General features: G+C 36.8%; 22 protein-coding genes. 20 read left to right on the forward strand and 2 right to left on the reverse strand.

What is annotated here, in order from left to right:
* Position 1 precedes the first annotated feature (1 nt).
* From C8270_RS12130 to C8270_RS12145, 4 genes are all read left to right on the forward strand, one after another.
* Positions 2–763: a class I SAM-dependent DNA methyltransferase gene (locus C8270_RS12130; RefSeq protein ID WP_106497086.1), complete on the forward strand. Its 762-nt coding sequence runs from the start codon at positions 2–4 to the stop codon at positions 761–763.
* A 43-nt stretch (positions 764–806) separates the two neighbouring features.
* Positions 807–1490: a helix-hairpin-helix domain-containing protein gene (locus tag C8270_RS12135; protein ID WP_234028555.1), complete on the forward strand. Its 684-nt coding sequence runs from the start codon at positions 807–809 to the stop codon at positions 1488–1490.
* Between the two features lie 92 nt (positions 1491–1582).
* Positions 1583–2146, forward strand: coding sequence for a ComE operon protein 2 (locus C8270_RS12140; RefSeq protein ID WP_106497087.1), 564 nt, complete (start codon positions 1583–1585; stop codon positions 2144–2146).
* Between the two features lie 18 nt (positions 2147–2164).
* Positions 2165–4453 (forward strand): DNA internalization-related competence protein ComEC/Rec2, encoded by a 2289-nt coding sequence (locus C8270_RS12145; protein ID WP_106497088.1) that lies wholly within the window; start codon positions 2165–2167, stop codon positions 4451–4453.
* Positions 4454–4532: 79 nt separating this feature from the next.
* On the opposite strand, the gene C8270_RS12150 is transcribed toward C8270_RS12145, so the two are convergent.
* Entirely contained in the window at positions 4533–4667 is a 135-nt protein-coding gene (locus C8270_RS12150) for a YqzM family protein (RefSeq protein ID WP_106497089.1), read from the reverse strand.
* Positions 4668–4987: 320 nt separating this feature from the next.
* Here C8270_RS12150 and holA point away from each other — a divergent pair, with 320 nt between their 5' ends.
* Positions 4988–6010: a DNA polymerase III subunit delta gene (gene holA / locus C8270_RS12155; protein WP_106497090.1), complete on the forward strand. Its 1023-nt coding sequence runs from the start codon at positions 4988–4990 to the stop codon at positions 6008–6010.
* Positions 6011–6374: 364 nt separating this feature from the next.
* On the opposite strand, the gene rpsT is transcribed toward holA, so the two are convergent.
* On the reverse strand, positions 6375–6641 hold the full coding sequence (gene rpsT / locus C8270_RS12160) for a 30S ribosomal protein S20 (RefSeq protein ID WP_106497091.1): 267 nt from the start codon (positions 6639–6641) through the stop codon (positions 6375–6377).
* Positions 6642–6823: 182 nt separating this feature from the next.
* On the opposite strand from rpsT, the gene gpr reads away from it, so the two are divergent.
* The 15 genes from gpr to C8270_RS12235 all read left to right on the forward strand — a co-directional run bounded on the left by gpr (position 6824) and on the right by C8270_RS12235 (position 22766).
* Positions 6824–7921 (forward strand): GPR endopeptidase, encoded by a 1098-nt coding sequence (gene gpr, locus C8270_RS12165; protein WP_106497092.1) that lies wholly within the window; start codon positions 6824–6826, stop codon positions 7919–7921.
* 113 nt (positions 7922–8034) lie between these two features.
* Positions 8035–9243, forward strand: coding sequence for a stage II sporulation protein P (spoIIP, locus tag C8270_RS12170; RefSeq protein WP_106497093.1), 1209 nt, complete (start codon positions 8035–8037; stop codon positions 9241–9243).
* 3 nt (positions 9244–9246) lie between these two features.
* Complete coding sequence (locus C8270_RS12175; protein ID WP_106497094.1) at positions 9247–9555, forward strand: hypothetical protein; 309 nt, start codon at positions 9247–9249, stop codon at positions 9553–9555.
* Positions 9556–9940: 385 nt separating this feature from the next.
* Complete coding sequence (gene lepA, locus C8270_RS12180) at positions 9941–11749, forward strand: translation elongation factor 4 (protein WP_106497095.1); 1809 nt, start codon at positions 9941–9943, stop codon at positions 11747–11749.
* An 81-nt stretch (positions 11750–11830) separates the two neighbouring features.
* A complete protein-coding gene (gene hemW / locus C8270_RS12185) occupies positions 11831–12988 on the forward strand; it encodes a radical SAM family heme chaperone HemW (RefSeq protein WP_106497096.1) in 1158 nt (385 codons plus the stop codon).
* A 76-nt stretch (positions 12989–13064) separates the two neighbouring features.
* Complete coding sequence (gene hrcA / locus C8270_RS12190; RefSeq protein ID WP_106497097.1) at positions 13065–14096, forward strand: heat-inducible transcriptional repressor HrcA; 1032 nt, start codon at positions 13065–13067, stop codon at positions 14094–14096.
* Between the two features lie 120 nt (positions 14097–14216).
* A complete protein-coding gene (gene grpE, locus C8270_RS12195; RefSeq protein ID WP_106497098.1) occupies positions 14217–14795 on the forward strand; it encodes a nucleotide exchange factor GrpE in 579 nt (192 codons plus the stop codon).
* A gap of 30 nt (positions 14796–14825) precedes the next feature.
* Entirely contained in the window at positions 14826–16658 is a 1833-nt protein-coding gene (gene dnaK / locus C8270_RS12200; protein ID WP_106497099.1) for a molecular chaperone DnaK, read from the forward strand.
* A gap of 256 nt (positions 16659–16914) precedes the next feature.
* A complete protein-coding gene (gene dnaJ / locus C8270_RS12205; protein WP_106497100.1) occupies positions 16915–18042 on the forward strand; it encodes a molecular chaperone DnaJ in 1128 nt (375 codons plus the stop codon).
* 95 nt (positions 18043–18137) lie between these two features.
* On the forward strand, positions 18138–19085 hold the full coding sequence (prmA, locus tag C8270_RS12210; RefSeq protein WP_106497101.1) for a 50S ribosomal protein L11 methyltransferase: 948 nt from the start codon (positions 18138–18140) through the stop codon (positions 19083–19085).
* A gap of 9 nt (positions 19086–19094) precedes the next feature.
* The gene (locus tag C8270_RS12215) at positions 19095–19853 is read left to right on the forward strand and encodes a 16S rRNA (uracil(1498)-N(3))-methyltransferase (RefSeq protein ID WP_106497102.1); all 759 of its coding nucleotides are present in this window, start codon (positions 19095–19097) and stop codon (positions 19851–19853) included.
* A complete protein-coding gene (gene mtaB, locus C8270_RS12220; RefSeq protein ID WP_106497103.1) occupies positions 19853–21208 on the forward strand; it encodes a tRNA (N(6)-L-threonylcarbamoyladenosine(37)-C(2))-methylthiotransferase MtaB in 1356 nt (451 codons plus the stop codon). The genes C8270_RS12215 and mtaB overlap by 1 nt, the downstream gene beginning before the upstream one ends.
* Positions 21209–21321: 113 nt before the next feature.
* Positions 21322–21993, forward strand: coding sequence for a deoxyribose-phosphate aldolase (gene deoC / locus C8270_RS12225; RefSeq protein WP_106497104.1), 672 nt, complete (start codon positions 21322–21324; stop codon positions 21991–21993).
* Positions 21994–22128: 135 nt separating this feature from the next.
* On the forward strand, positions 22129–22305 hold the full coding sequence (rpsU, locus tag C8270_RS12230; RefSeq protein ID WP_010650937.1) for a 30S ribosomal protein S21: 177 nt from the start codon (positions 22129–22131) through the stop codon (positions 22303–22305).
* A 14-nt stretch (positions 22306–22319) separates the two neighbouring features.
* Entirely contained in the window at positions 22320–22766 is a 447-nt protein-coding gene (locus C8270_RS12235) for a GatB/YqeY domain-containing protein (protein ID WP_106497105.1), read from the forward strand.
* Positions 22767–22931: the final 165 nt, after the last annotated feature.

Below are 22931 nucleotides of genomic sequence, written 5' to 3' on the forward strand. Positions count from 1 at the left end.
CATGGCATATCAACAATTGGCTTATTTATATGATCAACTGATGCTTGATGCACCGTACGATGAGTGGGTCGCTGTAACAAGAGAAATTTTCAAACAATCAGGAAAAGAAGAAATTAAGGCAGTTGCTGATTTAGGATGTGGCACAGGCAAAATCACATCTAAGTTAGCCAAGGCAGGGTTCGATATGATCGGGGTGGATTATTCTGAGGATATGCTTAGCTATGCCGAACAACGTGCAAGCAGTGCTGGTCTTGGAGTTCAGTGGATTCATCAAGATTTACGATCCTTAGAGGGTATCAGCGGTATGGATGCAGTTGTAAGTTACTGTGATGTCATCAATTATATTACAACAGAAGAGGAACTTGAGACTGTTTTCCGTCATGTGGCGAATATGCTTCATGAAGGAGGAATGTTTATCTTTGATGTGCATTCCCTGTATCATGTTGAAAATCATCTTGTAGGCGAAACGTTCGCACAGGTGGATGATGCTATTTCTTATATATGGTTCTGTTCTCCTGGAGAAGCAACTGGTGATATGTATCATGATTTAACGTTTTTTGTTTCAGGTGATGATGATAGCTACATTCGTTTTGATGAATATCATCATCAGTGCACATTTCCGATTGAGGTTTATCGGAAATTGTTACAAGAAGCTGGTTTTGAAATTAAAAACTTGTATGGTGATTTTTCAGTAGAACCGGAAAGTGTATCAGACAGTACAGAACGAATATTTTTTGCTGCAGAAAAAAGATCGGGAAAATAATATTTTTTCGATCTTTCTTTTTGTTGAAGGATTTTTGAAGTTTATGTCGAATAGTATAGATAATGCCCCATATTTTTCCGCGCCTGTTAACCCACCTCAAATGAAAGATGTGATTTCCATGATCATTGAATTACTAAAGAAGAGTGCACTTTTTATTGTACTAGGCATTGTTATTATTCTTTTTTTGGTAGTTAATAATAATGATGATGATACTAAAGACCCTGCTTCTGAATTTACTCCTATTGAAACCTCCCCAAAAGATGAACCTAAAAGTAAGAAAACAGAAAATCAAATGGTAATAGTTGACGTCAAAGGTGAAGTGATGAACCCGGGAGTATATGAAATAGACGGAAATACTAGGGTTCATGATGTGATCCAATTAGCGGGTGGTTTCTCTGAACATGCAGACCAATCAATGGTAAATTTAGCCCAAAAAGTACAGGACGAAATGGTAATTACGATCCCAAAAATGGGCGAATTAAGTACCGGCTCGGAATCTGGATCAGGATTAGGTTCTCCAACGAATAGTAATGACAAAGTTAAATTAAATTATGCCACAAAAGAAGAAATAGAAGGACTAAATGGAATTGGTCCGTCAAAAGCACAGGCAATTGTTCAGTATCGAGAAGAAAATGGTTTTTTTCATACGGTTGAAGATTTGCTTGATGTTTCAGGAATTGGTGAAAAAACATTGGAAAATCTTAAAGATGATATTCAAGTTCCATAGTGAATTGACGAATTCGAAACTGTACATGTAAACTATTATTTTGTAGAGATTATTCAAAATGTCACCAAATGATAACAAAGGAGTATATTTTCATGGAGAGGATTTCTTGGGATCAATATTTTATGGCGCAGAGCCATTTATTAGCGCTAAGAAGTACGTGTACTAGATTAATGGTAGGTGCAACCATTGTTAGGGATAAACGCATTATTGCTGGCGGTTACAATGGCAGTGTTTCCGGGGGCGTTCATTGTATTGATGAAGGGTGTTATGTAATTGATGGACATTGTGTTCGAACCGTCCATGCTGAGGCGAATGCTTTATTGCAATGTGCTAAATTTGGTGTGCCAACGGATGGTGCTGAATTATATGTTACACACTTCCCTTGCTTGCAATGTTGCAAACAAATCATTCAGAGTGGCATTAAATCCGTTTATTACGCGGAAGACTATAAAAACCATCCATACGCAATTGATTTATTTAAAGAAGCCGGAGTGGAGACAAAGAAAGTAGAATTAAATTATGTTGCAATTGATGAAAATGTTGCAGAAAAGACAGAAGTAGTCAAATCATTGTTAGATAACCTTGAGGACACATCAACAAATGACCAACTTTCTTCACTTAAAAATGAAGCAAAGAAATTATTTAAACTTAATTGAAACAAGGTGATATGTGACGTGAAAGGGTATTGGCATTTTCCGGCTATTTCAGTCGCGATGAGCATTTTGACAATAATTTTTCATACGTTCTGGTTTGCTGTAGGATTGATATTATGGCTTTTACTTTTGTATGTTTTTAATAGGTTAGGGAAAGTACCGATTATTATTTCCCTAACGCTTTTCCTCTTTTTTTACACATTTATTCCAACGATAACCCCTATTGAACAACCAACTTCTAACGATACTGTTTCCAATTTATCAGGAAAAATTGTCGGTTCGATTAACAATACAGCAAAAAAAGTTGATTTTGTGCTTCGTGATCAACTTTCAAAAACCAAATTCCTCGTTGTCTATTTTACAAATGAAGAAGAAAATATTCGCAACAAAAATATAGCTATGTTGAAAGATGGTGCTTCATGTCAGCTGAAAGGCAAGGTAGAACGTCCGGATGGCAGCAGGAACCCCGGGCAGTTTGATTATCACAATTATTTGCTTTCCCAGGGGATTGACTATCAAGTAACACTAGATTCACTTGAAGATATTTCATGTTCTGGTTCATCTGCCATGGCCAATATTTATGAGGTGCGTACCAAAGCAATTCGTCATATTCATGAACAAGTAAGTTCGGAAACAGCTGCCTGGTTAACTGCCTTAGTGCTTGGCGATGATTCAATGATTAGTGATGATACAATTGAATTATTTCAACGATGGGGTTTATCACATCTTTTGGCAATTTCCGGCTTGCATGTAGGGTTAATCATAACATTATTGTATTTTATACTTATTAAGCTGAATTTACTTACAAAGGAAAAAGCGCAATGGGTAATGATTTTCTTTTTACCGTTTTATGCAATTGTTGCTGGTGGTGAACCATCTGTCTGGCGCGCAAGTGTAATGGCTATGGTATTCATTGTGTTAGCAAAATTAAAACTACAATACAGTGTAACTGATGCATTAAGTATTGTATTCTTCTTATTAATACTTGCGAATAAATATATTGTGTACAGTGTTGGTTTTCAACTATCTTTTTTAGTAACGTTTGGACTACTTTTGTCAAAACGATGGCTGGCTGAAACAAGTTCACCGGTTTTTCTCGTTTTACAAATAAGCTTTGTCTCACAAATGATGATTTTGCCACTTCAAGTTGCCTATTTTTATACGTTCCAACCTTTATCAATTGTACTTAATATTGTGGTTGTCCCTTATTTTTCAATTTTTGTTATACCACTGATGTTTCTATTGCTAGTAATTTCACCGGTTTCTGGACTTTTGCTCTCCATTCTTGATCGTATATTTGTGTTTGTGCATGGCATTTTTATTTCCGTTATTCAAGCAGTTGATCAGACCTCCTATTTTCCCTTTGTAATTGGTTCGATAACCATTGTCGGTGCTTTGTTATATTACTGTTTATTCTTTTTATTTATGAAACAAACGCAGCAAAAGAAATTGAGTAATGCCCTTCAATACGGTTGCTTTCTAACCATATTCATCATTGGAATTACACTAAAGCCGTATTTTTCTCAAACTGGATCCGTAACGATGCTTGATATTGGGCAAGGAGATGCATTTATAATTGAATTGCCCTATCGCCGTGGTGTTATTATGGTGGATGCAGGTGCAAAGGTGACTTTTGGGGAAGAAAAATCCTCAGATAAAAATTACCGACAAATTATTAGGCCTTATTTGCTATCTAAAGGAATCAGTAAAATCGATGCCGTCTTTTTATCGCATGAAGATACTGATCATATTGGAAGTGTGCCATTCTTAATAGAAGAAATGGATGTAGAGAAAGTTATTGTGAGTAATTTTTTTCAGTTTAGTGAGAAACAGGCTTCCCAATGGACAAAAAATGGGTTGGAAATTCAGCGCATCGAAAAGAATCAGTTGATTACGATCGCTAATCAGTCATTTTCTGTCCTCTCACCAAATGCTGAAAAGGCCACCGCTAACGAGAATTCACTCGTAGTTTATACAGAATTAGGGGGATTATCTTGGCTATTTACTGGGGATATTGACAAAAATACAGAACAAGAAATGCTAGCGGATTATCCAAATTTGACAGTTGATGTTTTGAAAGTAGCTCATCATGGGAGTAATACATCAACAGATCAAGCATTGCTTACTCAGATTGCTCCAACCTATGCACTTATTTCTGTAGGAAAAAACAATGCCTATGGTCATCCAGCAAATGAAGTCCTGGATAAGTTGGAAGCAGAGGGGATTTATTTACTTCGAACTGATTTAAATGGTGCAGTTACATTCCGTTATCAAGGTAAACAAGGCACATTTTTTAAGTTCTTACCATAAGCTAATTTAGACAGAACAAAAGAGACTACCGTATGGGAGTCTCTTTGTTAAACATGTTTATTAAGTATAAATAGACTGTTTATGATCCTATAACACTGATGGCTGCACCAATCGCAAAAATTAGGACAAAGAATATAAAAGAGAAACCAAAGCCTTTTATAGAATCAACTACATCATTATTTTTTGACTGTACGTCATTTTCGAATTCGTTCACATCTATCCCTCCTATATCATATTTAGTATAAATTAAATACACAAAAAAATCCACTTCCATATGGAAAATTTCACAAAAACCTATGTCTCCATTTTTAGAAAGAGTTTACAGCTATACTTTCACATGGAATGGTCATTCTATAAGTGAAAGCAAATATCGTTTAAAGAACAGTTTCCTGGGGCTGTGATTTAAACGTTTATATAGATCCTTGAGGGGATTGTGAACAGTAATCCCCTCAAACCCTTTAATTATCAACTTTTGCTTGCTATTGTGTTGGGTACGTTTTACGATAATATATATACATAATTGGAGTGAAACGTATGGCATATATGGATGTTTTAAAACAGGTAAAGAACAAGCAAATTTCACCAATATATTTATTATATGGATCGGATTCTTATTTCATACAAAATTTAAAGAAACAAATTACCAAAGCTGTTTTACCGACAGATGATTATGAAAATTTGGTTTCATATGACCTGGCAGAAACGCCAATTCAAGAAGTGATTTCGGATGCAGAAACATATCCTTTTTTTGGAGAAAAGAAATTAATCATCGCTAATAATCCAACATTTCTAAAAGCGAAACCGGACAAGTTACCGTTTGATCATGATATAAATGTTTTACAGAACTACATTGAAAACCCTGTAGATTATTCTGTCGTTGTATTTATTGCTACATATGAAAAAATTGATGAACGCAAAAAAATAAGCAAATTGTTAAAAAAACATGGTGCGGTTGCGAACTGCAGCCCAATCAAAGAGCAGGAAGTATCAAAGTGGATTAAGAATCAAGCCGATAACCTGAACATTACCATTGCACCTGAGGCCTACGATATACTGGAAGGAGAAATTTCAACCAACCTTCATTTGTTACAAAATGAGCTGACAAAGTTGGCACTTTATGTAGGGGAGGGTGGTAACGTAACTCGAGAGATAGCTGAAAGTTTAGTATCCCATACAACAAATAGTTCCTCGTTAAGACTTGTTGATGCTGTAATTGGGCGGGATATACATAAAGCAATTTCCATCTTCAAGGATCTTGAGAAAATGAAGGAAGAGCCAATTGCGTTGATCGGGTTATTAGCCTTTCAGTTTCGTACCATCTTTCGGGTTAAGTTGTTGAAACAAAAAGGGTATAGTCAGTTTCAAATGCAAAAGCAGTTAGGTGTCCATCCATATGTTGTTAAAATAGCTTATAGTCGGGAGAGTAAATTTACCATTGATGTATTGCAAACTATAATGGATAAATTAACCGAAGCTGATACAGCAATGAAACAGGGAAAAATGGAAAAAGAACTAGCCTTTGAATTGTTATTATATGATTTGATTCAGACAAGGTAATAAAAAAGCTGTTTTATAAAGGTTGTTTTCTAAAAGATCGTTATTTTTTACACAATAGAAGGATTATGTGCAATAACTAGAAATCAAGTTCGGAGCTTTGACAACCGCTACGGGAAAACACTACGCTAGTAGATGCTATTACTTGGTATACATGCTATATCTACACAAAAATCAGGGAACTTCTACTAGCGGAGTATTCTGACGAAGCGAATCCAAGCACTCATATACCATTGGAACGGGAAGAAAGTGTCACCAAAGAGAACTTCATTACTGCGCATTATATATAAACTACGAAATTAAGAAACAACAAACATTACGAAACAGCCTAATAAAAAACGATCCTTTAAAAGGGATCGTTTTTAGATTAAGCACTTAAATTATTAACTTTGTTTGCTAAGCGGGATTTTTGACGATTACCAGTATTTTTATGAACAATCCCTTTTTGAACTACTTTATCAATAACCTTTGTAGCAGAGATAAGAGCAGTTTTTGCATTTTCAAGATCTTTAGCTTCAACTAATTTTTCAACACGTTTGATTTGAGAACGCATTTCAGATTTATCAGCCTGATTTTGCACACGGGCTTTATTATTTACGTCAATACGTTTTTTTGCAGATTTAATATTAGCCATTGTTGTTTCACCTCCTAATAACAACCATTCTACATAGTTGTGAACAAAAGTCATTTTACCAAACAGAAGCATTGTTTTCAATAGCTATGTGTTGTCTATGTAACATTTTGTATGAATTCTTGTTGATTTGCGTAGTCTATGGTTAATGAATCAGTAGAAAATCACAAGAAAGGGTGCACAAAATGGAAGATAAGGAACAAAATTATCAAGTTCGGACAGATTTGGCTGTTGAGGCAAAGGATATGTACGTAGAAAAAAATAAAACCGAAAAGGATCAAATAAACGGAGTAACCATAAAAGAACGTGATGAAAATAACATTAATATCTCTCATGTAGAAATAGATGAAGAAGGAGAAAAGTTACTTAATAAAAAGAAAGGTACTTATATTACCATTTATGCAGATGGTGTAAAAAAACAGGATACAGCTAAACAGGAGGCTGCTGCAAAGATTTTGGGCAAGGAACTGGAGCAGCTATTAGCAAAAAACAACATTTCAGAAAATGCTACTGGATTAATCGTTGGATTAGGCAATTGGAACGTGACGCCTGATGCACTTGGTCCAATGACAATTGAAAAAGTCCTTGTAACAAGTCACTTATTTAAACTCCAGCAGGAAACGGTTGCCGATGGGTATCGTTCCGTAGCGGCTGTAACCCCAGGTGTAATGGGGGTAACCGGTATTGAAACAAGCGACATTATATTCGGTATTATCGAAAAGTTTTCGCCGGATTTTGTTATTGCTGTTGATGCGTTGGCTTCCAGGTCAATTGAGCGGGTGAATGAAACGATTCAACTTTCTGATTCAGGGATTCATCCGGGCTCTGGTGTTGGAAATAAGCGGAAGGAATTAAGTAAAGAGACATTGGGAATCCCAGTAATTGCCATTGGTGTTCCGACGGTTGTGGATGCAGTTACAATTACAAGCGATACCATCGATTACATGTTAAAACATTTTGGTAGGGAGTGGAATGAAAAAGACAACCCATCCAAGTCTCTAGCACCTGCAAGCTTAACTTTTGGTGAGAAAAAATTCAGTGAAGCTGATTTACCTGATGAAGAAAAGCGACAAACATTCCTAGGAATAGTAGGAACTCTATCAGAAGAAGAAAAAAAATCATTAATAAAAGAGGTACTTACGCCAATTGGACATAACTTAATGGTGACACCAAAAGAAGTTGATGGGTTTATGATCGACATGTCGCATGTTATCGCTAATGGTGTTAATGCTGCTCTGCATGAAAAAGTTGATGTGGATAATTTTGCTTCGTATTCAAGATAATTTTTAACTCTAGTAGGGTCTACTTTTTTGAAAAAATTATAAGGCTTTGTTCTAGTTTCTGAAGTTGCGACATAGATTTTACCAATGACGCAGACTTCGGAAGGGATGGAACAATGAGTCGGAATTATAATTATAACCAACCTGATAAAGGAAGAAGTTTATTAAATCGGATCTATAAAAAAAGCGGAATATATTTACTATGTGTAATTATTTTGTTCGTTTCGATAGGTATATTAACAAGCATTTCACCGGCATACAGATTTTCTTCCAATGCGATTACGGAGTGGACAAGCGAAATCGATAGTACTACTTTTTTGTACTTGATGGGGATGGAAAACCGAGCATTTCAGAAGGCATATCCAGATGATAAACAATTGCCAAAGGTATCGACAACTCTTTTTCAGATGGCGACAAGTATCAAGCCGAATGATCCAAGGAGCTTATTGGGCAATGAATTACCTGGTTTTTCAACGTTTGATACGAAAATTATTGTGGCGGGGGAAGGTACAGACTATACGAACCTGCCTGTTGAATCGTCACCACCACTAGAAGAAGTATTGAAAGATCGAGAAGCCGTAATGGATGAGCCTGATGAATCGGATCAATCAGACGCCGATACAGATGCGGATACAGATAAAAAAGATACACCAACGACCGGCGATCGGGACGTCGTATTCCTTTACAATTCGCATAATAGGGAATCCTTTTTACCGCATCTACCTAAAGTAAATGATAAGGATTTGGCTCAACACGATAAAGTTAACATTACCAAGGTAAGTGACAGGCTCGCTAAGGCATTAGAAGCTAATGGCATTGGAACAAGTGTTGACCACACGGACATTATGAGTGAATTAAATAAAAGGGATTGGAAGTATTGGCAGTCCTATGATGCCTCACGAGAGGTGGTAAAAGAAGCCTTCGCAAATAATAAGGATAACAAATTTGCTTTTGATATTCATCGAGATTCTGTTCCTAAGAATAAAACAACTGTAGAAATCGATGGAAAAAAATACGCAAGAATTATGATTGTTGTTGGTGCGGATTATGAAAATAATGAAAAGAATTTAAAACTTGCTTACGAGCTCCATAATCGTCTTGAGAAAAAGTATCCTGGCCTAAGTAGAGGATTTATTGAACGTGGTGGTGCGGGAAATAATGGTGTATATAATCAAGATTTGTCGGGAAATTCCTTGCTGTTTGAATTTGGTGGTGTGGAAAACAACTTTGAGGAATTGTACCGATCCGCAGATGCCTTAGGAGAAGTCTTTAGTGATTTTTACTGGGATGCCGAAAAAGTAAACGCGGATGCAGAGGAGGAATAGTCGATGGTGCGCTCCTTTATCACATTGTTATTGTTAGCTGTATGCTTTTTAACCGGTATGTTGTTAGGGATTGATCATGGACAAGATGATAATGCTCACCAAGAAGAGGAGATAAAAGAAGTTATTGTATCGGATAAAAATGTGGAGCAGGGTACAACCGATTCCATCGAAATTGAAAGTGAAATGCCAGCGGATATTGATGCACCTATTGGTTTCACGCAAAAAATGGCATCATTTTTGGAGGCAAGCATAAAAGGTTTCTATGAAATGGTCGTCATGATTGTTTATCAAATTGCACAGTTGTTTGTTTAATATTTTTTCTAAAAGGTTGTTTTCTAAAAAATTGTTGCTTTTTACACAAAATATAATGTGACACAGTGAAAATTCTTTTTTTTGACGTTTTTTCTTGTTCTAATGATAATTCAGTGCTTGGGTCCGCTCCGGCAGAACACTTCGCTTTCCGGCCGCCTTAGGATGTGCGTAGTCTTGTACGGGCTGTGGGTCAGATAGCAACAATCTATCCGAAAACACTATTTAACAACCTCTTCACTATTCAGTGTTTTACGAATAATGAAGGGGTTTTGTTATTTAAGGACAGGTAATGATTAATCATAATTGAATGTCTGGTGTGCTATTGCTATAATGTATCCTAGTTAATGTCATGTCTAAACGGAAATAGTAGGAGTGAACATCACTAATGGCAAAAAAACAAAAAAACGTCCGTAACTTTTCGATTATTGCACATATCGATCACGGAAAGTCTACGTTAGCGGACCGTATTTTAGAAAATACAAAAGCATTAACACAACGTGAAATGAAAGAGCAATTTCTCGATGCCATGGATTTGGAACGGGAACGTGGTATAACAATTAAATTGAACGCTGTACAGTTACATTACCAAAGTAAAAATGGAGAAGAATTTACATTTCATCTTATCGATACGCCGGGTCATGTCGATTTTACATATGAAGTTTCCAGAAGTCTTGCTGCCTGTGAAGGGGCAATTCTTGTGGTAGATGCAGCTCAAGGAATCGAGGCTCAAACTCTCGCAAACGTGTATCTTGCGTTAGATAATGATCTAGAAATTATTCCTGTTATCAATAAGATTGACCTGCCTAATGCAGATACAGACCGTGTTACGAAAGAATTGGAAGATGTGATTGGTATAGATGGAGATGACGTTATATTAGCCTCTGCAAAAGCCAATATTGGAATTGAAGAGATTTTGGAACGGATTGTAGATGCTGTGCCGGCACCAGCTGGCGACAGCGATGAACCGCTAAAAGCACTTATCTTTGATTCGTTATATGATCCGTACCGTGGTGTTATTGCTTATGTATGTGTGAAAGAGGGCTCAGTTAAGGTGGGCGATAAGATAAAGATGATGGCCACCGAAAAAGAGTTTGAAGTTAATGAAATTGGAGTGTTTACACCAAAACCGGTTACAAAAGATGAATTAGTCGTCGGTGATGTTGGTTATTTAACAGCCTCGATCAAACAAGTGGGCGATTCAAGGGTTGGTGACACCATTACACATGTCAATAATCCAGCTGAAACTCCGTTGCCTGGTTACAAAAGATTAAATCCAATGGTATTTTGTGGGTTATACCCGATTGATTCGAATAAGTATAATGATTTACGAGAAGCGTTGGAGCGGCTTGAGTTAAATGATTCATCACTGCAATATGAGGCTGAAACATCACAGGCGCTAGGTTTTGGCTTTCGTTGTGGATTTTTAGGACTTTTACATATGGAAATTATTCAAGAACGAATCGAACGAGAATTTAACATTGATTTGATTACAACGGCTCCGAGTGTGATTTATGAAGTAGAGCAAACGAATGATGAAACCGTAGAAGTTGATAATCCCTCGGTAATGCCTGATCCACAACAAGTAAAGGAAATTCGTGAACCATTTGTGAAAGCAACGGTTATGGTCCCTAATGACTTCGTTGGGGCAGTGATGGAAATTTGCCAGAAAAAGCGTGGGCAATTTGTTGATATGGAATATTTAGATGATATACGTGTAAATATCATATATAATATCCCTTTATCAGAAATAGTTTATGATTTCTTTGATCAATTGAAATCACAAACTAAAGGTTATGCATCATTTGATTATGACTTAATAGGTTATCGAATTTCAGAGCTGGTTAAAATGGATATCCTACTTAATGGTGAAACAATCGATGCGTTATCTTTCATTGTTCATCGTGATTTTGCTTATGAACGAGGAAAACAGATTGTTGATAAACTAAAGGAACTAATTCCAAGGCAGCAATTTGAAGTACCTGTCCAAGCGGCGATCGGAAATAAAATTGTTGCACGGTCAACGATTAAGGCAATGCGGAAAAATGTTTTGTCAAAATGTTACGGTGGCGACATTTCCCGAAAGCGTAAATTGTTAGAGAAGCAAAAAGAAGGGAAAAAGCGCATGAAGATGGTCGGATCTGTTGAAGTTCCGCAAGAGGCGTTTATGGCTGTTCTGCAAATGAATGATGATTAAATTTTTATGGATAGGGTATAAACCTTGTTGTAGTCAAAGGTTTGACCCTATTCTTTTGATGACTTTTAGGGGTGAAATTAATTGATACAATCTGCATATATCCATATACCATTTTGTCAGCAAATCTGTCATTATTGTGATTTTACGAAGTTTTTTTATAATGAAAAACTGGCAGATGAATATATGGAAGCATTAGCTAATGAAATAAATGTGAATGTTAACGGAAAGAATAATAGGGTAAAGACAATTTTTATTGGTGGTGGTACGCCGACAGCTTTAAACATAACCCAATTACGTCAATTGTTGGAGTTGGTTAATGAAAAATTTGATGTGCAAAACTGTGAAGAATATACTATCGAAGCGAACCCTGGTGACTTTGATGCTGAGAAAATAAAGCTACTACGAGATTTCGGTGTTAAACGCATATCACTTGGTGTGCAAGTTTTTGATGATAAAATGCTTGAAGAAATTGGTCGTTTGCACAAAGTAAAAGATGTCTATCAAACAATTGACGCGCTGCATCAGCAGAATTTTTCCAATATCAGTATTGATTTAATTTATGCACTTCCAAACCAAACGTTGGAAAATTTCCGGCACACATTGGATGAAGCAGTTCAATTTGATTTACCGCATTATTCAACTTACGCATTACAAATTGAGCCTAAAACTGTATTTTACCAACGCTATCATAAGGGGAAGCTACATCGACCACCACAAGAAACGGAAGTGGAGATGTATGAAATCTTGCGCAATACGATGCGTCAAAATGGAAACTTGCAATATGAAATAAGCAATTTTGCCAAGCCGGGTTTTGAAAGTAAGCATAATTTAACGTATTGGAACAATGAATACTATTATGGTTTTGGGGCGGGTGCCCATGGATATATGCCAGGGGTGCGGACGGGAAATATTAGACCACTGCCTCACTATGTTAAACAGGCGATGGAAGATGGGAAACCGATTCTAAATACCGAGCGTATTGGATTAAAGGAACAGGTTGAGGAAGAGATGTTCTTAGGTTTACGAAGACTAGCAGGTGTAAGTAAAGCGACATTTACTAAAAAGTTTGGCTTTAGTATGGATGCGTTATATAAATCTGCCATTGATCAGCTTGTGAATAGAGGATTGCTTGCTAATATGGAAGATAGAATTTGCTTGACTGATCAAGGATTACTATTTGGTAATGATGTATTTGAACAATTTTTATTGGATGATGATATTTTAGTTCATCTTCGTTGACAAAAAAATAAGGATTTGATAATTTATTAATAGAATTAGCACTCACTAATAGAGAGTGCTAACAGAGGTGGTCATCATGTTAACAGAAAGACAGGTATTGATTCTACAGGTCATTATTGATGATTTCATCCAGACAGCGCAGCCAGTTGGTTCTCGTGCGATTTCTAAAAAAGGAAACATCCCCTATAGTCCAGCTACCATTAGAAATGTGATGGCGGATTTAGAAGACATGGGATTTTTGGAAAAAACACATTCCTCATCTGGTCGTATCCCTTCAGAGCAAGGGTACCGTTATTATGTCGACAATTTGTTATCACCACAAATAGCGCGGGAAGATGTGAATGTGATAAGGCACGTCATTCAGGATGGCTTTTTTGAATTCGAGCAAATTGTTCAAAAGTCCGCTGAAGTGCTGTCTGATTTGACAAATTATACGTCGATTATTTTAGGCCCTGAAATATTTGAGGCGAAATTAAAACAAATTCAAATTGTTGCGTTAACACCACAAACAGCTGTGGCGATTTTGATTACGAACACAGGGCATGTTGAGCATCGATCATTTTCTATACCGAAAGAAATTAATGCCGCAGATTTGGAGAAAATGGTGAACATATTAAATGATCGTCTTTATGGTGTGCCAATCGTTCGCTTGCATGAAAAGTTGAATAGCGAAGTATTGGAGCTAATGAAGCGGTATGTAAATGATTTCGAGAAGTCATATGACTACTTGAAAGCTGCTTTTTTCAATGAATATCCAGCAAAATTATATATCGGTGGTAAAACCAATATGTTAATGCAACCCGAATTTAAGGATATTGAAAAAGTCCGCTCATTCTATACGATGATGGAAAAAGAAGAGGAAATTGCTAATCTGTTAAAATCGAAAACAGATGGTATCAAAGTAACCATTGGGCATGAAAACAAGGTGGAGGCAATTAAGGATTTAAGTTTGATAACAGCTACCTATCATTTGGGTGATGAACAGATGGGGACCATCGCATTACTTGGTCCAACAAGAATGGAGTATAAAAAGGTGATTGCTTTATTAAACGTTTTATCAACCGAAATGACAGAAGCATTGTATATCTGGTATAAAAACAATGATTAAGTCAATTTATACTATGGAAGTAGCTGAATCTACAGCATTTCACCATCATTCTTTACAGTTTAATTTACATTCTTTTCATGATATAGTCTAACGTGGTTATTTAAAGAGGAGGTGGCTATGATGGCAGATCACAATAATGAAACAAAAGAATTTACAGAAGCAGAACCTGAAATCACCGAAGTAATCGATGAAGAAGATGAGAAGGTTGAAGAGCAGATATTAGACTCTGATGAAAGTAAAATGGAAACATTAAAAGTGGAAATGGAGAACGTAAAGCAAGAAAAAGATGACTTATATCAAAAATTGTTACGAAGTCAGGCAGAATTTGAGAATTTTAAAAAACGTTCGCAAAAAGAAAAAGAAAAAGAACGAAAATATAAATCTCAAGATTTGGTAAATGAACTTTTACCTGCTTTGGATAACTTCGAACGTGCTCTGAATCAAGAAGTTACCGAAGCAAATAAAAGTTTTGTAGAAGGAATTACCATGGTTTACAACCAGTTGAAGGATGCATTAAAAAATCAAGGTGTAGAAGAAATTGAAGCAGTTGGAAAGACCTTCGATCCCAATTTACATCACGCTGTTATGCAAATTGAAGATGATGAAATGGAACCTAATAGTGTTGTAGAAGAATTGCAAAAAGGGTATATCCTAAAAGATCGCGTTATTCGACCTGCAATGGTTAAAGTGAATAAATAAATGGATGAGCAGTAAAGGAGGAACACGATTATGAGCAAAATAATCGGAATTGACTTAGGTACAACAAATTCATGTGTGTCAGTAATGGAAGGTGGAGAAGCTGTCGTTATTCCAAACCCTGAAGGAAACCGTACGACACCATCTGTAGTAGCATTTAAAAATGGGGAACGTCAAGTTGGGGAAGTAGCAAAGCGTCAAGCAATTACAAACCCTAATACAATTCAATCCATTAAACGTCATATGGGTACTGATTATAAAGTGAAAATTGAAGATAAAGACTATACACCACAAGAAGTTTCAGCTATCATTTTACAACATATTAAATCATATGCTGAAGACTATTTAGGTGAAACAGTCGATAAAGCAGTTATAACTGTTCCAGCTTATTTTAATGATGCTGAGCGTCAAGCAACAAAAGATGCTGGTAAAATTGCTGGATTAGAAGTAGAACGTATTATTAATGAACCTACAGCGGCTGCTTTGGCTTATGGTATTGACAAAGACGATCAAGATCAAACAATCCTTGTATATGACCTTGGTGGCGGTACGTTTGACGTATCTATTTTGGATATCGGTGATGGTACATTTGAAGTTGTTTCTACCGCTGGTGATAATCGTCTTGGTGGGGATGACTTTGACGAAGTAATTATTAATCATCTAGTAAAAGAATTCAAAAAGGAAAATGGTATTGATCTTTCTAAAGACAAAATGGCAATGCAACGATTGAAAGATGCAGCTGAAAAAGCGAAAAAAGATTTGTCAGGTGTTACACAAACACAAATTTCGCTACCATTTATTACAGCTGGCGAAGCTGGTCCGTTACATTTAGAAATGAATTTGACTCGTGCTAAATTTGATGAGTTATCAACGGAATTAGTTGAACGTACAATGGTTCCAACTCGCAAAGCACTTAAAGATGCTGATCTTTCTGCTAATGAAATCCATAAAGTTATTTTGGTTGGTGGATCAACAAGAATCCCATCTGTACAAGAAGCAATCAAACGTGAAATTGGTAAAGAACCATCAAAAGGTGTAAACCCAGATGAAGTTGTTGCGCTTGGTGCTGCAATTCAAGCAGGGGTGTTACAAGGTGATGTAAAAGATGTTGTATTGCTTGACGTTACACCACTATCATTAGGTATTGAAACAATGGGTAGCGTATCTACAAAATTGATTGAGCGTAACACAACAATCCCTACTAGTCATTCACAAGTATTCTCTACTGCTGCTGATAATCAAACAGCTGTAGATATCCATGTATTACAAGGTGAACGTGAAATGGCTGCGGATAATAAAACGCTTGGACGTTTTCAATTAACGGACATCCCACCAGCTCCACGCGGTGTACCACAAATCGAAGTATCGTTTGATATTGATGCTAACGGTATTGTAAATGTTCGCGCAAAAGATATGGGTACAAATAAGGAACAATCAATTACAATCAAATCTTCTTCCGGTCTATCAGATGAGGAAGTAGAACAAATGGTACATGAAGCAGAAGAAAATGCCGAAGCCGACAAAAAACGTCGTGAAGAAGTTGAATTACGCAACGAAGCAGATCAACTAATCTTTACTACCGACAAAACAATCAAAGATCTTGGCGATAAAGTATCGGATGAAGAAAAACAAAAAGCAGAAGAAGCAAAAGAAGAATTGAAAAAAGCAATCGAATCCGATGACTTAGATCAAATCAAAGAAAAGAAAGAAGCACTACAAGAACAAGTTCAACAGCTATCTGTTAAGATGTATGAACAAATGCAACAGGAACAGCAAGCAGCACAAGGTCAAGAAGGCCAAAACGGTGATGACGATGTTGTTGATGCGGACTATAAAGAAGTAGACGATGAAGAAGATAAAAAATAAACGAAAACAGGAGTAATTGTTAATAGACAATAAGGGGAGATTCTACCGACATTGCAAAATTGTAATGTTTCAGCTGTGAAAGCTTTCCTTATCCTGTAATTCCAAGTCAAAGTCAGGATTCTCTTGGCTTTGGCTTTTTTCATGTAAGGAACGCATAAGCTTGAGAATTTAAGTATTTTCTCACATTTGCTATTAACAAATAAATGATGATAAGATTAAAGCTATGCGAGTAGTGTATCGGGAGAGTGATGAATAAGTGAGTAAGCGTGATTATTATGATGTCCTTGGCGTTGGCAAGGACGCATCAAAAGAGGAAATAAAAAAGTCTTATCGAAAATTAGCTAGGAAATATCACCCTGACGTGAACAAAGAAGAAGATGCCGCAGATAAATTTAAGGAAGCTAAAGAAGCGTACGAAGTTTTAAGTAATGAGCAAAAACGTACTCAATATGACCAATTTGGCCATGCAGGTGCACAAGGTCAAGGATTTGGTGGCTTTGGCGGTGGTGCGCAGGACTTCGGTGGCTTTGGTGACATTTTTGATATGTTCTTTGGTGGTGGCGGACGAAGACGAGACCCGAATGCCCCACAACAAGGAGCGGATTTACAATATACCATGGTCCTTGATTTTGAAGAAGCTATTTTTGGTAAGGAAACGGATATCAATATACCAAAAGAGGAAACATGTGATACTTGTGAGGGTTCGGGGGCAAAACCTGGCACGAAAACGAAAACATGTTCACATTGTAACGGTTCTGGACAACTGAATATGGAACAAAATACACCATTTGGTAAGGTTGTTAACCGCCGGGTATGTCATCATTGTAATGGTACAGGAAAAATTATTCCGGAAAAATGTAATACTTGTGGTGGGACTGGAAAAGTGAAGAAAAACAAGACCATTCATATCTCCATTCCAGCTGGTATTGATGAAGGGCAGCAAATTCGTGTATCTGGAAAAGGAGAACCAGGTGTGAATGGCGGTCCTGCAGGAGATTTATATGTGGTAATAAAAGTTAAACCGCATGAATTCTACGAGCGTGAAGGCGATCATATTTACTGTGAACTACCTGTTACATTCACACAGGCAGCACTTGGTGATGAGATTGAAGTTCCTACTGTGCATGGAAAAGTAATGTTAAAGATTCCGGCCGGCACACAGACAGGTAAAATTTTCCGTCTAAAAGGAAAAGGCGCTCCAAATGTCCGTGGTTATGGATATGGCGATCAACATGTACAAATACGTATTGTTACACCTAAGAAATTAACAGATCGGCAAAAAGAATTGCTTCGTGAATTTAATGAAATTGGTGGTAATGAAGCAACAGATGAACAAGAAGGATCTTTCTTCCAACGATTTAAAAAGGCCTTCAAAGGTGATTAATAGATAAGCGAAAATGGTTAAGATTACGAAACGGTGTTGCGTGAAGCAACATCGTTTACATATTTGTTACATTCTTGAGAAATGAGTGGGTACTATTGAAATGGTCCGAAATATGCGTTCACACGACTAATGAGGCGATTGAGCCGATATCTAATATTCTTCATGAAAATGGAGCAAGTGGTGTTGTTATTGAAGATCCATTAGATTTGGTTAAGGAAAGAGAAAATGAATTTGGCGAAATCTATGATCTGGATACAAGTGAATATCCGGAAGAAGGTGTTTATGTTAAGGCTTACTTACCAGTAAATAGTTTCTTAGGTGAGACGGTTGAGGAAATTAAGCAAGCGATTAATAATTTAATGATTTATGATATTGATTTGGGTAGAAATAACATTACATTAAGTGAAGTAAAAGAAGAGGAATGGGCGACAGCATGGAAAAAATATTATAAGCCTGTTAAAATATCAAAGAAGATTACGATTACACCAACATGGGAAGACTATCCACCTGTAGCAAGTGATGAGCTAATCATCGAACTAGATCCTGGTATGGCATTTGGAACGGGCACACATCCAACAACGGTATTAAGTATTCAAGCGCTGGAGCAATACATTAAACAAGATGATATGATCATGGATGTTGGTTGTGGTTCTGGCGTCCTTAGCATTGCTTCTGTTTTACTTGGTGCTCAAAAGGTTTATGCGTATGATTTAGATGAAATTGCTGTTAAAAGTACAAAATTGAATGCAAAACTGAATAAACTAGGACAACAAATTGAGACCAAGCAAAATAATTTGTTGGATCATGTAAGTAAACAGGCCGATATTATCGTTTCCAACATATTAGCGGAGATTATTGTTCGATTTATTCATGATGCATGGAATAATTTAAAAGAAGATGGGTTATTCATCACATCTGGTATCATTCAAGCAAAGAAACAAATGGTAAAAGATCAACTGCAGGAAAATGGATTTACTATTTTAGAAATAAATGAGATGGAAGACTGGGTTTCTATTGTGGCAAAGAAACCAGCTCAAAAGTAGGTGTTCAATTTGCAACGCTATTTTATTCCGGCAACAAAATGGCAAGGCGATAAAGTTATTATTTCCGGTGATGATGTCCACCACATTACACGGGTAATGCGCTATAAAGAAGGTAGTAAAATAATATGCAACAATCCGGGTGGCAATGCAGCAATATGTGTAATTGACAAACTTGAACACGATTATGTCCAAGCAACGATCATGGAGTGGCTTGACGAAAATACTGAACTCCCTGTTAATGTTACGATTGCTCAGGGACTTGCAAAAGGAGACAAATTTGATTTTGTCCTGCAGAAAGGGACAGAATTAGGTGCAGCAGCATTTATTCCTTTTCAAGCTGAACGATCGGTTGTTGTCTGGGACAAGAAGAAAACAGAGAAAAAAATGCAGCGTTTTGAAAAAATTGTTAAAGAAGCAAGTGAACAAAGTCATCGCAATAAAATACCTGAAATAAGGGAAATGATGAACGTAGATGTACTTATCAGGGAAAGCAGCAACTATGATGTTTTACTGTTTGCCTATGAAGAAGAAGCGAAGACAGCCGAATATCAGTCATTTGCAGCGGCTGTAAGTTCTTTGAAGGAGCAGCAAAATATTCTGGTATGTGTAGGTCCAGAAGGTGGATTTTCCTTGCAGGAAGTTGATAAATTAAAAGAAGGCGGCTTTTCTCCCGTTCGTTTAGGGCCACGTATTTTACGAACAGAAACAGCGCCGTTATATGTATTAGCAAGTATTTCTTATCATTTTGAAGAATTGGGGTGCAAATAATGCCAACAGTAGCCTTTCACACATTGGGCTGTAAAGTAAACCATTATGAAACAGAGGGTATTTGGAATATTTTTAAGGAAAATGGATATGAACGGGTAGATTTTGACCGACAATCCGATGTATATGTTATTAATACGTGTACTGTTACAAATACAGGGGATAAGAAAAGTAGACAAGTTATCCGTCGTGCTATTCGAAAAAATCCAGAATCGGTTGTTTGTGTAACTGGGTGTTATGCCCAAACATCTCCTGGAGAAATTATGGAGATCCCTGGTGTAGATGTTGTAGTGGGGACGCAAAACCGGAAAAAAATGATCGATTACATTGAAGAACATCAAAAAACGCGTGAGCCAATTAATGGCGTCACTAATATTATGAAAAATCGTGTCTTTGAGGAAATGGATGTTCCTGAATTCACGGATAGAACACGGGCATCGTTAAAGATACAAGAAGGGTGTAATAATTTCTGTACATTTTGTATTATTCCGTGGTCACGCGGTTTATTGCGCTCTAGAAAACCAGAAGATGTACTTGATCAAGCTCAGAAGTTAGTTGATGCGGGGTATAAAGAAATCGTCTTAACTGGTATTCATACTGCAGGATACGGAGAGGACTTGAAGGATTACAATTTCGCCAAGCTTCTTCAAGAACTGGAAACAAAAGTAGATGGTTTAAAACGAATTCGTATTTCTTCAATTGAAGCAAGTCAAATTACCGATGAAGTAATTGACGTACTTGACAAATCGGAGAAAATTGTCCGTCACTTACACATTCCACTTCAAGCTGGTTCAGATTCAGTCTTAAAAAGAATGCGTAGAAAATATTCAAGTGCTTACTATAAAGAAAAAGTGGAAAAGATTCGTAAAGCATTGCCTGGCCTAGCTATCACATCAGATGTTATTGTAGGTTTTCCAGGTGAAACTGAGGAAGAATTTATGGAGACGTATAACTTTGTTAAAGATATTGGTTATTCCGAACTGCATGTTTTCCCTTTTTCAAGAAGAACAGGTACACCAGCTGCTCGAATGAGTGATCAAGTGGATGACGATGTAAAAAATGATCGTGTCCATCGTATGATTGAATTATCTGATCAATTGGCTAAAGAATATGCGTCAGACTATGAAAATGAAGTATTAGAAGTTATCCCAGAAGAACGCATGCCTGATCAAGATAATCCAGATTTACTTGTTGGGTATACAGATAATTATCTAAAAGTAGTTTTCTCGGGCAGTCATGACATGGTTGGTAAAATTGTCCGCGTAAAAATCACGGAATCAGGATACCCATATAATCAAGGAACGTTTGTGCGAGTTATGGATGATGTGACAAATGATTACATTAGTGCCACTTCTTAATGGCTTTAGCGCTTTCTAAAACCCGGTGTAATACCGGGTTTATTTGTTTTTCATTTTAAACCATGCTATGATTGTCGAAGAGGTACGTACAACAATCAAGAGAGGGAGTTTATATGGGAAAAGATCTAGCAAAATACATTGACCATACACAATTAAAGCCGGATACAACAAAAGATAAAATCACCCAAATTATTGAAGAGGCAAAAGAAAATCATTTTGCTTCTGTTTGCGTCAATCCATATTGGGTATCTTATTGTCATGAAAATTTAAAAGATACAGAAGTAAAAGTTTGCACAGTTATCGGTTTTCCGTTGGGTGCTACAACGACAGAAGCAAAAGTGTTTGAAACTGGTCAAGCAATTAAAGATGGGGCTACTGAAGTTGATATGGTGATTAACATTGGCCAATTGAAATCAAATAATGATGATGCCGTAAAACGTGATATTGAAGCAGTTGTTTCAGCCGCTAAAGGAAACGCGTTAACAAAGGTAATTATTGAGACAGCATTGCTAACTGATGATGAAAAAGTTCGTGCGTGTAAATTGGCAAAAGCAGCAGGTGCGGATTTTGTGAAGACATCCACCGGTTTTTCTGGTGGTGGTGCAACCGTTGAAGATATCAAATTAATGCGTGAAACAGTAGGTAATGAAATGGGAGTAAAAGCCTCTGGGGGTGTGCGTGATTTAGCATCAACAAAGGCGATGATTGATGCCGGAGCAACGCGAATTGGTGCTAGTGCCGGTGTTGATATCATAGCGGGAAATCAAGGGAATTCCGATTACTAAAACTAATATTGTTAACGAATTCGGGAAAATGAGTTGACCTTCAAGAATGGTTATATTATAATTTAACAAGGCATGTGAGGTAGTTACATATGCCTGTACAAACTGTTTTATGCTTCGGAGGGAGGGGAAATTAGCATGTCAAATACAACTCGCGTTCGTAAAAACGAGTCTCTTGAGGATGCTCTTCGTCGCTTTAAACGTAGTGTGTCAAAAAGTGGTACACTACAGGAATATCGTAAACGTGAACATTATGAAAAACCTAGCGTTAAGCGTAAAAAGAAATCGGAAGCTGCTAGAAAGCGTAAATTCTAAAGAGGGTGCCAAGCATGACATTGTTAGAACAGCTTAATCAGGAAATGAAGCAAGCAATGAAGCAAAAAGATAAAGAAAAGCTAAGTGTTGTTCGCATGGTTAAAGCTTCATTACAAAATGAAACAATTAAGCTCGGTAAAGAACAACTTTCTGAAGACGAAGAATTAACTATTCTGTCGAGAGAGTTAAAGCAAAGAAAAGATTCCCTCCAAGAATTTAAATCAGCTGGACGCGATGATCTTGTTAAAAAACTTGAAATTGAAATCAATATTTTACAGGAATATATGCCAAAACAGTTGTCAGATGATGAACTTGAGGCAATCGTTCAGTCGACGATTCAGGAAGTAAATGCAACATCAATGCATGAGATGGGTAAAGTGATGGGTGCGATTATGCCTAAAGTTAAAGGGAAGGCAGACGGCTCAAAAATTAATATGCTTGTGAAAAAGCATTTAAGCTAATTATTCATCAAATAAGAATTACAAAAGGTCTTTGTCAAACTAGGCAGAGACCTTTTTTACTATCTGTAGTTATTGTATTGCCCTGTCATTTACTGTGTTATATCCTATCTTAATTATTTCGTTTGCAGATTAATAAAGTGAAACCTAAAAACATCGCAATCCGTA

This window comes from Lentibacillus sp. Marseille-P4043 (genome assembly GCF_900258515.1).
GTDB lineage: Bacteria > Bacillota > Bacilli > Bacillales > Amphibacillaceae > Lentibacillus_C.